Source organism: Limnobacter humi (assembly GCF_024518835.1).
GTDB lineage: Bacteria > Pseudomonadota > Gammaproteobacteria > Burkholderiales > Burkholderiaceae_B > Limnobacter > Limnobacter humi.
On the sequence record NZ_JANIGO010000003.1, the window covers coordinates 42,987 to 59,262 of the forward strand.

At 56.2% G+C, this 16,276-nt stretch carries 15 protein-coding genes; 8 read left to right on the forward strand and 7 right to left on the reverse strand.

All coding sequences use genetic code 11. From position 1 onward, the window contains the following. The first annotated feature begins 195 nt into the window (after positions 1 to 195). Together adh and NQT62_RS09520 are read left to right on the forward strand one after the other, a co-directional pair. Positions 196 to 1,716, forward strand: coding sequence for an aldehyde dehydrogenase (gene adh, locus NQT62_RS09515; RefSeq protein ID WP_256764485.1), 1,521 nt, complete (start codon positions 196 to 198; stop codon positions 1,714 to 1,716). Between the two features lie 96 nt (positions 1,717 to 1,812). Further along, positions 1,813 to 2,187, forward strand: coding sequence for a DUF779 domain-containing protein (locus NQT62_RS09520; protein WP_256764486.1), 375 nt, complete (start codon positions 1,813 to 1,815; stop codon positions 2,185 to 2,187). On the opposite strand, the gene NQT62_RS09525 is transcribed toward NQT62_RS09520, so the two are convergent. From NQT62_RS09525 to NQT62_RS09535, 3 genes are all read right to left on the reverse strand, one after another. Beyond that, positions 2,177 to 2,587, reverse strand: a complete 411-nt coding sequence (locus NQT62_RS09525; RefSeq protein ID WP_256764487.1) for a hypothetical protein — start codon at positions 2,585 to 2,587, stop codon at positions 2,177 to 2,179. The two genes, NQT62_RS09520 and NQT62_RS09525, sit on opposite strands and share 11 nt — an antisense overlap. After that, positions 2,580 to 3,764 (reverse strand): NAD(P)-dependent oxidoreductase, encoded by a 1,185-nt coding sequence (locus NQT62_RS09530; protein WP_256764488.1) that lies wholly within the window; start codon positions 3,762 to 3,764, stop codon positions 2,580 to 2,582. Before NQT62_RS09530 ends, NQT62_RS09525 begins: the two co-directional genes overlap by 8 nt. A gap of 72 nt (positions 3,765 to 3,836) precedes the next feature. Continuing rightward, positions 3,837 to 4,760, reverse strand: coding sequence for a LysR substrate-binding domain-containing protein (locus tag NQT62_RS09535; protein WP_256764489.1), 924 nt, complete (start codon positions 4,758 to 4,760; stop codon positions 3,837 to 3,839). A gap of 109 nt (positions 4,761 to 4,869) precedes the next feature. On the opposite strand from NQT62_RS09535, the gene NQT62_RS09540 reads away from it, so the two are divergent. After that, positions 4,870 to 5,949 carry a tartrate dehydrogenase gene (locus NQT62_RS09540; RefSeq protein WP_370569159.1) on the forward strand — a complete coding sequence of 360 codons (1,080 nt, stop codon included), beginning with the start codon at positions 4,870 to 4,872 and terminating at the stop codon, positions 5,947 to 5,949. A gap of 175 nt (positions 5,950 to 6,124) precedes the next feature. Here the strand turns inward: NQT62_RS09540 and NQT62_RS09545 are convergent, their stop codons facing one another. From NQT62_RS09545 to NQT62_RS09555, 3 genes are read right to left on the reverse strand one after another with little or no spacing between them, the layout of a single operon-like run. Further along, positions 6,125 to 7,408, reverse strand: a complete 1,284-nt coding sequence (locus NQT62_RS09545) for a TRAP transporter large permease (RefSeq protein ID WP_256764491.1) — start codon at positions 7,406 to 7,408, stop codon at positions 6,125 to 6,127. A 2-nt stretch (positions 7,409 to 7,410) separates the two neighbouring features. Next, positions 7,411 to 8,025, reverse strand: coding sequence for a TRAP transporter small permease (locus NQT62_RS09550; protein WP_256764492.1), 615 nt, complete (start codon positions 8,023 to 8,025; stop codon positions 7,411 to 7,413). A 26-nt stretch (positions 8,026 to 8,051) separates the two neighbouring features. Then, on the reverse strand, positions 8,052 to 9,053 hold the full coding sequence (locus tag NQT62_RS09555; RefSeq protein WP_256764877.1) for a TRAP transporter substrate-binding protein: 1,002 nt from the start codon (positions 9,051 to 9,053) through the stop codon (positions 8,052 to 8,054). 216 nt (positions 9,054 to 9,269) lie between these two features. Between NQT62_RS09555 and NQT62_RS09560 the strand changes: the two genes are divergently transcribed. Beyond that, on the forward strand, positions 9,270 to 10,214 hold the full coding sequence (locus tag NQT62_RS09560) for an AEC family transporter (RefSeq protein WP_256764493.1): 945 nt from the start codon (positions 9,270 to 9,272) through the stop codon (positions 10,212 to 10,214). 42 nt (positions 10,215 to 10,256) lie between these two features. Then, positions 10,257 to 11,489 (forward strand): MFS transporter, encoded by a 1,233-nt coding sequence (locus tag NQT62_RS09565; protein WP_256764494.1) that lies wholly within the window; start codon positions 10,257 to 10,259, stop codon positions 11,487 to 11,489. Positions 11,490 to 11,493: 4 nt separating this feature from the next. Here the strand turns inward: NQT62_RS09565 and NQT62_RS09570 are convergent, their stop codons facing one another. Beyond that, positions 11,494 to 11,661: a hypothetical protein gene (locus NQT62_RS09570; protein ID WP_256764495.1), complete on the reverse strand. Its 168-nt coding sequence runs from the start codon at positions 11,659 to 11,661 to the stop codon at positions 11,494 to 11,496. Between the two features lie 198 nt (positions 11,662 to 11,859). Here NQT62_RS09570 and NQT62_RS09575 point away from each other — a divergent pair, with 198 nt between their 5' ends. The 3 genes from NQT62_RS09575 to NQT62_RS09585 all read left to right on the forward strand — a co-directional run bounded on the left by NQT62_RS09575 (position 11,860) and on the right by NQT62_RS09585 (position 16,272). Continuing rightward, on the forward strand, positions 11,860 to 13,638 hold the full coding sequence (locus NQT62_RS09575; RefSeq protein WP_256764496.1) for a pyrroloquinoline quinone-dependent dehydrogenase: 1,779 nt from the start codon (positions 11,860 to 11,862) through the stop codon (positions 13,636 to 13,638). Between the two features lie 88 nt (positions 13,639 to 13,726). After that, complete coding sequence (locus tag NQT62_RS09580; protein ID WP_256764497.1) at positions 13,727 to 14,983, forward strand: cytochrome-c peroxidase; 1,257 nt, start codon at positions 13,727 to 13,729, stop codon at positions 14,981 to 14,983. Next, positions 14,980 to 16,272 carry a DNA recombination RmuC family protein gene (locus NQT62_RS09585; protein ID WP_256764498.1) on the forward strand — a complete coding sequence of 431 codons (1,293 nt, stop codon included), beginning with the start codon at positions 14,980 to 14,982 and terminating at the stop codon, positions 16,270 to 16,272. The genes NQT62_RS09580 and NQT62_RS09585 overlap by 4 nt, the downstream gene beginning before the upstream one ends. Positions 16,273 to 16,276: the final 4 nt, after the last annotated feature.

Consider the following 16,276-nt stretch of genomic DNA (forward strand, 5'->3'; position numbering starts at 1 on the left):
GTTGCATAATTTCATGCGCACAGTCGCATGGACGGCTTGATCGCCCCGCACTGAATTCAGCAACCCATTTCCGATTGTCTGCTCCTCTCTGCCCGGTTGTTTGCATCCTGCAGCCGAAGTCCGCTCCAAGGCTGGCTGGCATGCCCGTTGCGCAAGGCCCTGCACCTTTACACACAACAACAGGAGTAGGGACTGATGAACATGATTGACGAATTGAAATTGGGCGTGGCCTTTCCGTTCAAATCCAAATATGACAACTTCATTGGCGGCAAATGGGTTGCACCCTTGAGCGGCCAATACTTTGACAACATCACGCCAGTGACCGGGCAAGTGATCAACCAAATTGCCCGTTCGCAAGCAGAAGACATCGAATTGGCGCTGGACGCCGCACACGCCGCCAAGGACGCCTGGGGCAAACGCTCACCCACCGAACGCGCCACCATTCTGAACAAAGTGGCCGACCGCATGGAGCAAAACCTTCGCCTGCTGGCGGTGGCTGAAACACTGGACAATGGCAAGCCCCTGCGGGAAACCATGGCAGCCGATATTCCGTTGGCCATCGACCACTTCCGTTACTTTGCGGCTTGCCTGCGCTCCGAAGAAGGCAGCATTGCGGAAATCGATCACCAGACCTACGCCTACCACTTCAAGGAACCGCTGGGCGTGGTCGGCCAGATTATTCCCTGGAACTTCCCCATCCTGATGGCAGCCTGGAAATTGGCCCCGGCACTGGCAGCCGGTAACTGCGTGGTGTTGAAGCCAGCAGAGCAAACGCCCGCCTCCATTCTGGTGTTCATGGACCTGGTGGCCGACCTGCTGCCACCCGGTGTGTTGAACATCGTCAACGGGTTTGGGTTGGAAGCGGGCAAGCCGTTGGCTTCCAACAAGCGCATCGCCAAGATTGCCTTCACAGGCGAAACTTCCACCGGACGCCTCATCATGAGCTACGCCGCGCAAAACCTGATCCCGGTCACGCTCGAGTTGGGTGGCAAGTCGCCCAACGTGTTTTTCGAAGACATTATGGATGCAGACGACGCCTTTTTCGACAAAACCCTGGAAGGCTTTGCCATGTTTGCGCTGAATCAAGGCGAGGTCTGCACCTGTCCTTCCCGCGCGCTCATCCAGGAAAGTATCTATGACCAGTTCATGGAACGGGCCATCGACCGCGTCAGCAAAATCAAAATGGGCAACCCACTCGATGAGTCCACCATGATTGGCGCGCAAGCCTCTTCTGAACAGCTTGAAAAAATCCTCAGCTACATCGACTTGGGCAAACAGGAAGGTGCCAAATGCCTGATTGGCGGCGAACAAAACAAGCAAGGGGGCGACTTGGCTGGTGGCTATTATGTGAAGCCCACCGTGTTTGCAGGCCACAACAAGATGCGCATTTTTCAGGAAGAAATTTTTGGACCGGTGTTGTCGGTCACGACCTTCAAGGATGAGGCCGAAGCCCTGCAGATTGCCAACGACACCCTGTATGGCTTGGGTGCCGGCGTGTGGAGTCGGGATGGTTCCCGTGCATTCCGCATGGGGCGGGCCATTCAGGCAGGCCGTGTGTGGACCAACTGTTACCACCTGTACCCGGCGCACGCTGCCTTCGGTGGTTACAAGCAGTCGGGCATTGGCCGTGAAACCCACAAGATGATGTTGGACCATTACCAGCAAACGAAGAACCTGCTGGTGAGTTACAACCCCAACGCCCTGGGCTTTTTCTAAACACCGTCGGTCTACACACCGATTGTGTTGAATCATCAACCGCCGTTACCGAGCCGGGTTCGGCGGTTGTTCACCTGCATTTTTTGGAGGCCTTGCATGCTTGGTCGAGTCAGTTGCACACCCGAAGCCGAAGCGTTGATTGCTCAACTCAAAGCGCAACATGGTGAGGTGATGTTTCACCAGAGTGGCGGTTGTTGCGACGGCAGTGCCCCCATGCTGTTTCCCCGCCATGAATTTCCGCTGGGGCCTTCCGATGTGAAGTTGGGTGAGATTGGCGGCGTGCCGTTTTACATGAGTGAATCGCAGTTTTCCTATTGGGAACACACACACCTGATCATTGACGTGGTCAAGGGCAATGGTGGCATGTTCAGCCTGGAGCGGCCCACCGGCCTTCGCTTCCTGACACGCTCCAGACTGTACTCCGACAACGAGTTTTCGACTTTGCCACCGATTGAACGGGTTACGGCTTAACCACCACCACAAAGAGATTGCGCAAGCGCTCCAGGGTGTCGTGCACATAACGCTCCAATGCCCACAGCGGCACGTCGTTCAGCAACATGCGCTGTTGGAACTGCACATGATGGCCCGTTTCATCCAAACAGAAACAGGCTGGCAGTGCACACTGTGCCAGCATGTCGCGATTCAAACTCAGCAAATGGGCCAGCGTTGCTGCATCAACAATCCTGAACATCGTCAGGGTGAAGATGAACACCACACTGGCGGGCATCCCCTCTGTTTCAACCAATGCCAGCGACAAGCGCGCATCGTCCAGGTCCACGGCGGGCTGTTCGATGTGCAGGGGCTTTCCTACAACGCGCGCAACTTGCACCAGCAACTGCGAAAATCCCGCTCTGGCCAGTGCATCAGGCATTGAGGCGCCCTTGCGACTGAACTCGGTCCAGGAACATCTTCCGGGCCTGATCAACCACCGCGTCGCCCATTTTTTCGCTGGCCTCCACGGTTTGACCGCCCACATGCGGGGTAGCCACCACATTGGGGTGGCGCGCCAGGCGATCGCTCACGCTGCCGGCAGGCGCAGGGTCCTGAACAAACACATCAATACCGGCGCCGCCGATCGCACCACTGTCCAATGCAGCCAACAATGAAGCCTCGTCAACAACCCCACCCCGTGCCGCATTCACAATGACAGCGTTGCGGCCAGACAGTTGCTGGATCTGCCGTTCCCCAATCATGCCGCGCGTGGTGTTGTCCAGGGGAACATGCAGGGTTAGAACATCGGACCGTTCACACAGTTCATCCAGGGACACATATGAACTCAAATAGGCTGGCAATTCGCCCGGTGCAGCCTTGCGACGCGCCGAGGCCAGGCCGATCACGTCCATACCCAACGCCTTGGCGGCAGTGCCGACCACCCCACCAATTCGCCCAACACCGATGATGCCAAGGGTTTTACCCCCCAATTCCGAGCCGGTGAGCACAGTGCGATTCCATTCCCCGGATTTGACCCGGGCATCGGCCTGCGGAATCTTCCGTTTGACAGCCAACATCAATGCCAGAGCGTGTTCGGCTGTACTTTGGGTATTGACATCGGGTGTGTTGGTGTAGCCAATCCCTTGGGTATCCAGGTAGTCCATGTTCAGGTTGTCCATGCCGGTGCCAGCGCGCAACACAAACTTTGGGCGGTCCTCGGCGGACAGCCGTTCAATCAAATCCTGATTAACCTTGCAATTGCCCCGCACCACCAGCAAATCAGTGCATTCGCCTTTCATGGCATTGATCACCGCTTCGGTGAGCTCATCGGGTGAGCCTTTGATAACAGGCAGGGATGTTACCTTGGCCTCATCGGCAGACAGGCGTTGGATGCGGGCGGATGCGGTGGGGCCCATGGGTTCAGCCAACAGGACTTTGATCGGCGCAGCGGTGTCTCGAGCACCGGCACTTGCCAGAACATCGCCCATGGGACGGGTATGGCTGCGTGCTGGCGCCACGGTTGCCCGCTGGGCAGTGCGGGCGGACCATGGATGTGCAATCGGCTGAACATGGGCTGGGCTGGCCCAGGTTGGATTGGCAATGGATGGACGGGTCATGTGGCTCTCTCTGGATGCGTTGTTTTTAAGGACAGCTAAGTGGTCCAACAACACCCTGAGGTTCAACTTGATTCAAGTCCGGGCGTGAACAGCATCCGGCCTACCCGACAGGCAGTCGGTGAGAAATTCCACGCAAACCCGCAAACGCGCAGAGCTGGCCAGTCTGGACGGGTAAACCGCGTAAACATTGGCCTCCTGGCTGTAGGCCGGCAACACCCGAACCAGTTTGCGGCTTCGAATAAACGGTGCCACATCCCAGACACTGCGAAGTCCAATCCCGTGGCCATCCAGCATCCATTGCCGGACAACTTCCCCATTGTTGGACGACAAAGCCCCCTGAACCTTCACGGTTTCCTCACCGTTGGGGCCAGCCAGAACCCAACGCCCGGGCTGCTGGTCACGTTCCCGAATTACCAGGCACTCATGAAGTTGCAAATCCTGCAGCGTGCTCAATGGCGGCGCCGCCCGAAGATAACCCGGACTGGCACACAGAATCCGTTGGTTGCGGGCAATTTGACGGGAAATCAGATCTGGTTCGACCACCTCCCCCAGGCGAATATCCAGATGAAAACCCTCGGTGAGCAAATCCACTCGCCGGTCGAGCAGTTCGAGCTGCACTTGCAATTCCGGGTAAGTCTGTACCAACCGAGACAAGGCCGGCGCCACCCGGGCTCGCCCATAGCCAGAACTGGAGCACACCCGCAACAACCCCCTGGGCATGGAGCGCTCTGCAGACATGGCGTCCAGAAGGTCTTGCGCGGAGTCCAACACGCGCTGCCCCCACTCCAGCACGGTCTCACCGACCGCGGTGGGAGACAGACGGCGGGTGGTGCGGTGAAACAACTTCAAACCCAAGCGACTTTCCACCTGCGCCAACCTTTTGCTGATGTAAGCGGCCGATACACCCATGTTGTCTGCGCAAGCAGACAGGGAGCCGCTGTGGCGCAGGCGGATGATCAGTTCAAGTTCGTCCAGTGAGGGGGTTTTATTCGTCATTACTTAACCGTTTGGTTATTAATATTTCAACATATTATCTGTTTATCAACATTTTGGTTTATGGATAAGATGGGCGGGTGTTTTGAACAACCCAACATCAGGAGAAATGATGACAAGCCGAAAAATCGCTGTATTGCCGGGTGACGGCATTGGCAATGAAGTCGCACCCGAAGGACTTCGCGTGCTGGAAGCAGCCGCAAGACGCTACGACCTTGACCTGCAGTTCACCCACTTTGACTGGGCGCACTGTGACTACTACCTGAAACACGGCAAGATGATGCCGGACAACTGGTTTGAACAACTGGTGGACTTCGATGCCCTGTTTTTTGGTGCAGTGGGCTGGCCCGACAAGGTTCCCGATCACATTTCCCTGTGGGGCTCATTGCTGAAATTCCGTCGCGAATTTGACCAGTATGTGAACTTGCGTCCAGTGCGACTCATGCCCGGCATCCCCTGCCCGTTGGCCAACAAAAAAGTGGGCGACATCGATTTCTATGTGGTTCGTGAAAACACGGAAGGCGAATATTCATCCGTCGGGGGGCGCATGTTTGAAGGCACCGACCGAGAAACCGTGTTGCAAGAGGCCGTGTTCACCCGCAAAGGCACCGACCGTATTTTGAAATATGCCTTTGACCTGGCTCAAAGCCGTCCGAAAAAACACCTCACCTCCGCCACCAAGTCCAATGGCATCGCCATCAGCATGCCTTATTGGGATGAACGCGTCGAAGCCATGGGCAAACAATATCCAGACGTTCGGTGGGACAAATACCATGTTGACATTCTGGCAGCACGTTTCGTGTTGAGTCCCGAACGATTTGATGTGGTGGTGGCCTCCAACCTGTTTGGAGACATCCTGTCGGACCTGGGCCCTGCCTGTACAGGCACCATCGGCATTGCCCCATCCGCCAACCTCAACCCGGACGGACAGTTCCCATCCTTGTTTGAACCAGTGCATGGGTCAGCCCCGGATATTTATGGCAAAAACATTGCCAACCCCATCGCCATGATCTGGTCTGGCGCGATGATGCTCGACTCCATCGGTAAAGGGGAGCCTCAGTTCAAGGCAGCCCATGACGCCATTCTCAAAGCCATCGAAACCGTGTTGGTGGAAGGTCCTCGCACACCAGACATGGGCGGCAACGCCAACACCAGCGATGTGGGCAAGGCCATTGCGGACTGTGTGAAGTAAATCTGCCTTAAAACACCGCGCGGTGCCAAGAGATATTCCGGCATTGCGCGGGTTCTGACAACTTCCAACACCCACACCGAAGCGCGAGCGTTTCGCATTCCCTTAGTAACAGCAAAAAAAGAGGCTCACACTGTGAGCCTCCCGAGACAACAAATAATGACTGACTTCAGTGTCGCTAGATCATGCCCAAGTAGCGTGGCAGTGCCAGGGACAATGCAGGCCAGTAAGTGACCAACACCAGGAATACCAGCATGGTGAGCAACCATGGCCAGACAGCCACGGTCAGCTCCGTGATACCCATTTTGGTAATGCCAGATGCCACATACAGGTTCAAACCCACCGGCGGATGGCACATGCCCACTTCCATGTTGACCACCATCAAAATGCCGAAGTGAACTGGGTCAATGCCCAGCTTGATGGCAATGGGGAACATGATGGGTGCGAAAATCAGCACGATGGAGGATGGTTCCATGAAGTTACCAGCCACCAGAAGGATAATGTTCACCGCCAGCAGGAAGCCGATGACACCCAAGCCGCTATTGACGATGATGTCGGCCAAGGCCTGGGGAATCTGCTCATTGGTCATCACAAACGAGAACAGAACCGCGTTGGTGATGATGTACAGCAACATGGCAGACATGTTGGCTGAGTTCAGCAGAATCTTCGGAATGGACGCAATGGTCATGTCCTTGTAGACAAACACCGCGATGATGAATGCATACACCGCACTCATGGCTGCTGCTTCCGTGGGCGTAAACAAGCCGGTGTAAATACCGCCCATCACCACCACAATCAACATCAAGCCCCAGAAAGCATCTTTGAATGCTTTGAAACGCTCGGCCATGGACGCCTTGGGTTGGCGTGGATAGTCATTTTTCCAGGCACGGTACCAGGTGGTCACGCCCAGGAAAAAGGCCAGCAGAATGCCGGGAACCACACCCGCCATGAACAGGGCACCCACCGATGTGTTGGTGGCCACCGAGTACATCACCATGACGATGGACGGCGGAATGAGAATACCCAAGGCGCCGGAGGTGGTAATCACACCCGCACCAAAACGCGGTGGGAAACCAGCCTTGACCATGGCAGGCAACAGGATGGAGCCAATGGCCACCACGGTGGCAGGCGATGAGCCCGACACAGCAGCAAACAATGCACAAGCCAACACACCACCCAAGCCCAAACCACCATACCAATGACCGACCATGGCGGTGGCAAACCGGATCATGCGTTTGGCCACCCCACCATGCGTGAGGAAGTTACCCGCCAAAATAAAAAACGGGATTGCCATGATCTCGAACTTCTCAATGCCTGTGAACAGCTTCAAGGCCACCGATTCCAACGGCACGTTGGTCATGGTGAACAAAAAGGTGAGAACCGTCAGACCCAGTGAAATAGAGATGGGCATGCCAGTGAGCATCAAGCCCAGCAGCAATACAAAAATGATGAATGCATTCATGGTTATTTGACCTCGGCGGTGTCTTCGTCGTCCAGACCGTCTACATGGCCGTGGTCGTGGTGAGGCAATTCACCGGTTTTGATAAATTGAACAGCCACCTGCAGGAAACGGGTGCACATCAGGTACGAGCCCAGCGGAATTGCGCTGTACACCGTCCAGGTTCTCCATTCCAGGTCAGGGGTTGTCGGGCCTTCGTAGAGGCCGTCCATGTTGCCGCCGAACCAGCTGTAGAAGGCATAGTGGGCACCGTTGTCCCACACAAAGGTTGCGCCCAATGTGCCAACCACCGCAGTGAACAGAGCACCAGCCAGCAGACCAAACACAATGAACTTGTTACGCCAGGGTGTGCTCAGTTTGTTGATGAGCACGTCCACACCCACGTGGATGCCCGTGCGCACACCGTACGCAGCGCCAAACTTGGCCATCCACACGAACATGATGATGCAGAGCTCTTGAGCCCAGGCCATGTTGATGGACAAAACGAAATCTTGAACAACAGGAATGTCGAAACCTGACAGGTACCGATGAACCACCGCCACGAAAATGATCAACGTGGCGGCGCCCATCAGAAACGTGATCAAGGCTTCTTCAAGGTGGTCAAAAACCTTGGATAGCATTTGAATCTCCGCTTCTGATGGAGTGATTACAGCTTGCTGGGGTCAAAGCCAGTGGCGTCGTACACTTGCTTGATGATGTCAGCGCCAATGCGGGACTCCATCTTCTTGTGTACGGGCACCAGGGCTTTCTTGAATGCCAGGCGCTCAGCGGCTGTGGGCACATACACCTGGGTTTTTCCGGAAGCGATGATGGCTTTTTTGTCTTCATCGTTTTTCTTTTTGGCAATCGAGTTGGCGTAGTCGGTGGCCTCTTTCATGGCTTGTTCCAACTGACCGCGCACATCGGCAGGCAGACCATCCCAGAACTTTTTGTTCACAATCACGGCATAACCGAGATAACCATGGTTGGTTTCGGTGATGTGGGATTGAACTTCATGCATTTTCTGGGTGTAGATGTTGGAGTACGGATTTTCTTGGCCATCAACAACACCGGTTTGCAGCGCCTGGTATACCTCAGAGAAAGCCAGCGCCTGAGGCAGTGCACCCAGTGTGCGCATTTGCTCTTCCAGAACCTTGGAAGACTGAATACGGAATTTTTTACCCTTCAGGTCTTCAGGCTTTTTCATGGGGTTGTTGGCGGAAAATACCTTGAAGCCGTTGTCCCAGAATGCCAAGCCCTTGATACCGCGGGGCTCCAGCTTGGCCATCAGTTCCTGGCCGACTTTACCCTGGGTCACGGCATGCAGGTCTTTGTAATCGTCAAAGATGTAAGGCAGGTCGAATACCTCAAATTCCTTGGCACCCAAGGGACCAAACTTGGCCAGTGAAGGGGCCAGCATTTGCACGGCACCCACTTGCAGGGCTTCGACTTCCTCCTTGTCCTTGTACAGGGTGGAGTTGGCATACACCTCAACCTTCACCTTGCCTTTGGTCAGCTCACCCGCGCGCTTGGCAAAAAATTCAGCGGCCAGGCCTTTGGGAGTGTCCTGTGCAACCACATGGCTGAATTTGATGACGATGGGCTGTTGTGCATAAGCCGATGTACCCAGGGTTCCCAGAACGGCCACGGCAGCCACTTTCGAGAACATGGACAGGAATGTTTTATTGGAATTCATACTCGCTCCTTATCTTTGGTGTTGACAATTCAACAGGCGCAGCTTATTCGCAGCAAGCCCTTGCGCGAACTGTGTCTTTCCACACTGTGTAAAACACGTAGCCATCCGGATTCGCGGGAGAATCAGGATTGACAGCGCGATGAACGCTGAAATAATGGGCGCCTTCCATCAACCGTTGAACACCATGCCATGACCCAATTCGAGGTGTTGTCCCAAATTCTGGCCGTCACGGCACCGGTGTTTTCTATGGTGGTGCTGGGTCTGTTGCTCAAGCGAATGGAATTGATCAATGAGCAGTTCATTCAAACGGCATCGGCCCTGGTGTTCAAGGCCACCATGCCCACCCTCTTTTTTCTGTCCCTGTGGAAATCCGATATTCGGCATTCAGTGCAATTTGAGCTGCTGGCCATGTTTGGGATTAGCACTCTGCTTGGCTATCTGGCCAGCTGGTTGTGGGCCATGCGCAAGGTTACCCGTGCACAGCGGGGGGTGTTTGTGCAAGGCAGCTTCCGGGGCAATTGCGGCGTCATGAGCTTCGCACTGGCTTCCAGTTATTTCGGCGATTTTGGGTCCTCTGTGGGCGGTGTGCTGGCCGGTTTCAGCATTCTGATCTTCAATGTGCTGTCGGTGCTGGTGTTGTCGGTGTACAGCTCAACCCTGGAGTTTCGCTGGCGCAATGTGCTGAAGGAACTGGCCACCAATCCGCTGGTGGTGGCGGTGGTGCTGGGCATGGCGGCCAGTTGGTTCCAACTGGAGCTGCCTGTGTGGGTCAACAAATCAGCCAATTATTTTGCGGACCTCACTTTGCCGTTGGCGCTCATTTGCGTTGGGGGCACTTTGTCGTGGTTTGCGGTGCGGGAGTCGGGGGTGGCTGCCATGCAGGCCAGCATGATCAAACTGCTGTTGTTGCCGGTGGGCGGTTGCCTGTTGGCCTGGCTGCTGGGATTTCGGGGGCGCGAATTGGTGATTCTCTGGGTGTTTCTGGCCAGCCCGACTGCTGCCGGTAGCTTTTCGATGGCCATGGGTGCGGGGGCGGACGGTCGACTGGCTGCCAACATCATCGCGCTTAGCACCTTTTTGTCGATCTTCACCGTCACCTTGGGCATGTACGGTTTAAGTGCCTTGGGCCATTGAGTACACTGAACCATCCTTTGTCCTGAGCCAAGCAGCAACCCCATGCCTTCCAACCCAACACTGCAAAGCAACAGCCTGACCGCCTGGGAAAGAACCCTGTTGCTGGTGCTGGCCGGAATACAGTTCACGCACATTCTCGATTTCATGATCATGATGCCCCTGGGGCCACAACTGAAAGTGGCCTTTGGCATTACCGATGCACAGTTTGGGCTGCTGGTGTCGGCTTACACCCTGTCGGCTGGTGTGTCGGGTTTAACAGCCACCACCTACATCGACCGGTTTGAACGCAAACGCTTGTTGTTAACCCTGTACGGCCTGTTTGCCCTGGCCACCCTGGCCTGCGGACTGGCACCGGGCTACAACACCCTGATGGTGGCCCGCGTGTTGGCGGGCTTGTTTGGTGGGGTGCTGTCTGCCATGGTGCAAACAATCGTTGGTGATCTCATCCCGTATGAACGCCGTGGCAAGGCCATGGGGGTGGTGATGACGTCCTTCTCGGTGTCCACCGTGCTGGGCGTGCCGGCCAGCCTGTTGATTGCCAACCACAGCAGTTGGCACATGCCGTTTTTCCTGATCGCTGCGCTCAGTGCCGTGTTTGGCGGCATCGGCGTGAGAGCCATTCCAACCCTGAATGGCCATGTGGCCGGAAACCGGTCTCAGGGTGTGGGTTATGCCATCTCGGAAGTGTTGCGGGATGCCAATCACTGGACAGCCTTCGCATTCAGTTTTTGCCTGATCTTTGCAGGCTTTTCCATCATCCCGTACATCACGCTGTACATGAGCAGCAACGGCGGGTTGAGCGCTGATGAAATTCCGCTCATGTACCTGGCTGGTGGCGCTGCAACGTTGCTCAGTGCCCAATGGATTGGACGGCTTTGTGACAGGCTTGGGAAGCAGACCATGTTGACCCGGGTCACCTTGCTGTCGATGATGCCCATGCTGGCGATCACCGTGTCTGGTGGTCTGCCACTGTGGGCCATTCTGCTGATCAGCACCGCCTTTTTTGTGCTGGTCAGCGGGCGGATGATTCCGGGCATGGCTTTGGTCACCGCCGCCGCCAACCCCACCTATCGGGGAACGTTCATGACCCTGAATTCATCGGTGCAATCGGCTTCGATGGGTGTGGCAGCCTTGGTGGGTGGACACGTGATTTCCCGCAACCCAGCGGGTCTGATTGAACACTACTGGGTGTGTGCCGTGATTGCACTGGTGATGAACCTGCTGGCTGTCGTTCTGGCGCGCCGCATGAACACCCACAGCAGCCTGAAACCCTGAGACCTTAACGGGCGGACTCCAGCCTGCGAATGATGGAGGAGACCACCAGGCGAACGCCCTTGAGCTCCTTGCCTTCCAAGGGAAATTTTTCCTTGAACTCTTTGTCTTTGGCCATCTCATCCAGTTTGAGCTCAACTTCCTTGAGCAAATCCAGTTGCTGCTTTGTGGACATGGTGCACCTGCGCTGTTTTCAAGTTACGCGAAATATACACGCGATGCAGTTTGTGTAGCGTGACATTTCAGTGACAGTTTTGTGACAAACCGGCGGTGGTTGTTTACTCAGGCTGTGTCAAATTGAAACACCGCCACCACATGCCGGCATGGAGTGCGAATTGCTTGGTGGTCTGCATTGCACGTTGGAGTTCGATGGATGCGTCACGCCCGGTTCACTTCGCTATTTGTTGCCTTGTTCACTGCCCTGGTCGCAACAACCCCGTATGCCCAGGTTCAGTCGGCTGATTGGCCGATGTTTGGCGGCGACTGGCTGCACCAACGCCATGTTCACCAATCTGCCATCACACCAGCCAATGTGGATCGTTTGGTGGAGGCATGGTCGGTGGATACGGGCATCGACGCCAGCTTCCAAGCCACACCGATTGTGGTGGACGGCATCATGGTGGTTTCACTGCCCTTTAACCATGTCATGGCCATGAATGCTGCGACTGGCGAAGTGCTGTGGAAATACACCCATGAACGCCTGAAAAACCGGCCGCTGTGCTGCGGTCCAGCAAACCGCGGTGTGGCCGTGCATGGCGGGAAGGTGTTCATGGGCACGGTGGACAGCCGCTTGATTGCGCTCGATTTCCGCACTGGCCAGACAATGTGGGACGTGGACGTGACCGGGGGCGAGCAAGGTGTGCAGGAAGAGGTGAGCGCACTGCAGGGGCAAATGACAACGGAGCCGGGCAAACGGGAAGTGTCTGGTGCGTCTGGCGCAGGCATCAACATGGCACCCATGGTGTATGGGGGCAACGTGATTGTCGGCATCACCGGGGTTGGTTATGGGCTCCACCTCGATTCACCCGACCCGAATGCGCCCTTGGGCGCGGTGGTGGGGATTGCGGGGAATTATGGTCGCCGGGGCTTCATGGCGGCATTTGATGAGCAAACTGGGGCGTTGGTGTGGAAGTTTGACACGGTGCCAGACCAGGGCTGGGAGGGCCGGTTTGTGACCCACACGCCTGATGGTGTCAAACTGCCGCGAAACATTGCGCAGGAAAAAACCCAATTGGCGCAACACGCCCAGGCCTGGAAATATGGCGGCGGTTCATCCTGGAGCACACCGGCCATCGACCGGAAAAACGGCCTTTTGTACTTTGGCACGGGAAATCCATCTCCACAAATGGAGGGGTCTTCACGCCCCGGGGATAACTTGTACACCACCTCACTGGTGGCGTTGGATGCCAACACGGGTGAACTGAAATGGTTTTATCAACAAGTGCCCCATGATTTGTGGGGCTATGACGTGGCCAGCCCACCTGTGTTGTTCACAGCCCGTGTGAATGGTGTACCAATACCAGCCGTTGGACAGGCAGGCAAAACGGGTTGGTTTTATGCATTCAACCGCCTGAACGGAAAACTGTTGTACAAGAGCGAGCCCTTTGTGCCGCAACACAACATGTTTGCCCTGCCCACCCGGGAGGGAACGGTGATTTACCCCGGCGTGGTGGGTGGGAGCAATTGGTCGCCAGTGTCGGTGGATGAGAAACGCCGGCTGGTGTACATCGCAGGCATGCATTGGCCCGTGAAATACCAGTTGCACGAGCTGCCGCCCAAAGATGGTAAACCCGGTTTGAAATACTCGAGCATGAGCCCGATGGAAGATGGCTCCAAATACGGACTGCTCACGGCCATTCACATCGATACGGGCAAAAAGGTGTGGCAGCACAAGGTGAAGGACCCCATGATTGGTGGGGTGCTGAGCACCGACAGTGGCCTGGTGTTTTCAGGCGAAGGCAGCGGTGAGCTGTTTGCATTGGATGCCCGAAATGGCCAGCGCTTGTGGGAGGCCAAAAACGATGCTGGGGTGAACGCACCTGCAGTGAGTTACACCGTGAATGGCGAGCAATACATTGCCGTGGCCATTGGTGGAAACAAGCTGTTTGGCTACACACAAGGCCACACCGTGCGGGCCTGGAAGTTGCGTTGAGCGCTAAAAACCGTGTTGAACTTGCGAAGTCGAACAGTATTAAAATATAATCATTCTCATTCGCGTTATTCTTCGCACTATAAAAATCATGCTTTCAAGGCACACGGGCAAAACGGGCGGCATCCGGCAGATGCAGCCTGCGCGGCGCAAGTCGCCCATTTATTTCACCCTGCGAGCCACTGCAACCCTCGGTGTGTTGCTATTGGTCGGTTGTGGCGGCGGTTCTTCAGGAACTGCATCAGCCGGCGCATCCGTGCAAGCCAATGAGCTCAGCCCTGCGGCCAAACTGGGTGAACAGATCTTCCGGGACCCCAGCTTGTCAGCATCGGGGCAACTGTCATGCGCCACGTGCCATGACCCAGCCAACGCCCATGCCCCAACCAACAATCTGGCCGTTCAGTTGGGCGGCCCTACCCTCGCCACAGCCGGTGGGCGAGCTGTGCCTTCCCTTCGCTACTTGAGCACAGTCACTCCGGCCTTTCACTTCGAGAGTGACGGCACACCAGTGGGTGGCTTTAATCGGGATGGCCGCGCACAAACCCTGGCGGACCAGGCAGCACGGCCCATTTTGGCGGCCAACGAAATGGCCAATGCCAGCAAGGCAGACTTCATCAACAAACTGAAAGTGGCACCGTATGCCGAGCAATTCCGGCAGGTGTTTGGCGCAGGCATTTTTGACAACCCAGACGATGCGTTTGCACGAGCACTGCTCGCCATTCAGCGCTATGAAATTGAAGACCCAGACTTTGCACCCTTCGATTCGAAGTATGATTTTTTCCTGGCCGGGAGAGCGAACCTGAGCCCGGCTGAATTGCGGGGTTTGGCGTTGTTCAACAACCCCAACAAAGGCAACTGCGCGGCGTGTCATCCCAGTGCCAAGGGCACTGACGGATCGTCGCCCCTGTTCACCGATTTCACTTACGACAATTTGGGTGTTCCCCGCAACCCGGACATTCCAGCCAACAACGACCCCGCCTACTTCGATTTGGGCCTGTGCAGCCGGGATGACCTCAGCAACCGCACTGACTTGTGCGGCGCCTTCAAGGTGCCGACGCTGCGCAATGTGGCCACACGGCGGGTGTTTTTCCACAACGGGCAATTCAAAACCCTGCGGGATGCGCTGCGCTTTTATGTGCGGCGAGACACCAACCCGGAAGAGTTTTATCCGCTGGTGGGTGGTGTACCCGACAAATTCAACGATTTGCCAATGGCCTATCGCGGGAATGTGAACACCACAGAAGCCCCTTACAACCGGGGCCAAGGCCAGCAGCCCGCGCTGTCTGAAGCCGAAATCGACGACCTCATCCAATTCTTGAACACGCTCACCGACGGATACCAGCCATGAACAAAACCTGGATTGCCCTTTCCCTGACCGCCTTGTTGCCGGCTGTTGCACAAGCTTCCGAAGCCGAGCTGCTGGAGAAAATCAACAAGCTGGCAGCACAGGTGGAAAGCCTGCGCGCAGAACTGAACGAAACCCGTCAAAAAGCGGTGGCGCTGGAGCAGAGCCAGAATCAGGTCATCCAAAACCAGGTGGAAACACAGGCTGTACTGGCAACGGCCCAGCAAGCCAAACCGTCTGACACGGTGATCACTGGTTATGGCGAAATCAACCTCAACCGCCCCATCCACGACCGCAGCAAAACCCAGGCCGATGTGGCCCGCGCCGTGATTGGGTTCCAACACCGGTTTGATGAAAAAACGAAACTGGTGACCGAGCTGGAATGGGAACATGCGGTGGTGTCCAGTGGCGACCAGGGCGAGACAGCGGTGGAGCAACTGTATGTGGAACGGGAGCTGACACCAGGCATGCAAGCCAAAGCGGGGCTGTTTCTGATTCCATCGGGCCTGCTGAACACCAACCATGAGCCCACTGCCTACTATGGTGTCGAACGCAATTTTGTGGAAACTGCCATCATCCCCAGTACCTGGCGTGAAGTGGGTGTGGGCTTGAGCAATGCATTTGACAATGGCATCAGCACTGAGGTGGGCATTACCACTGGTTTCAACTTGAACAAGTGGGATTTCAGCGGTGCATCGGAAGGCAAAGCCTCACCCCTGGGCAGCATCCACCAGGAAGGCCAATTGGCCGCTGCTGGCGACCTGGCTGTGTACGGTGCGGTGAACTGGCGTGGTGTTCCCGGCTTGCAATTGGGTGGCTCGGTATTTACGGGCGGCGCAGCGCAAGCACAACCGGGCTTTGCTGCCAGCAATGCACGGGTTACCCTGTGGGAAACCCATGGCCGCTACAACCCGGGGGCACTGGACCTGTCTGCGCTGTTTGCACGCGGCACCATCAGCGACACGGCGGCCCTGAACCTGGCCAACGCCGGCAGCGCAACACCGGTTCCATCTTCATTTCAAGGCTGGTACACCCAGGCCGCTTATCAGGTTTGGCAGTCTGGCGATTATCGCCTGAGCCCCTTTGTGCGTTACGAACGCTTCAACACCGGCCGAACCTTTGAAGCCATGCCTGCTGGCCTGGCCAACCTGCCCGACGCCGAACAGAAGGTCGCTACCGTGGGTGCCAATTTCCGGATTGGCGAGGGCGTGGTGCTGAAGGCCGACTACCAACGCTTTTCGCAAAACAGGAACCTCGACCGGTTTGACTTGGGCGTGGGTTATTCATTCTGAGGAC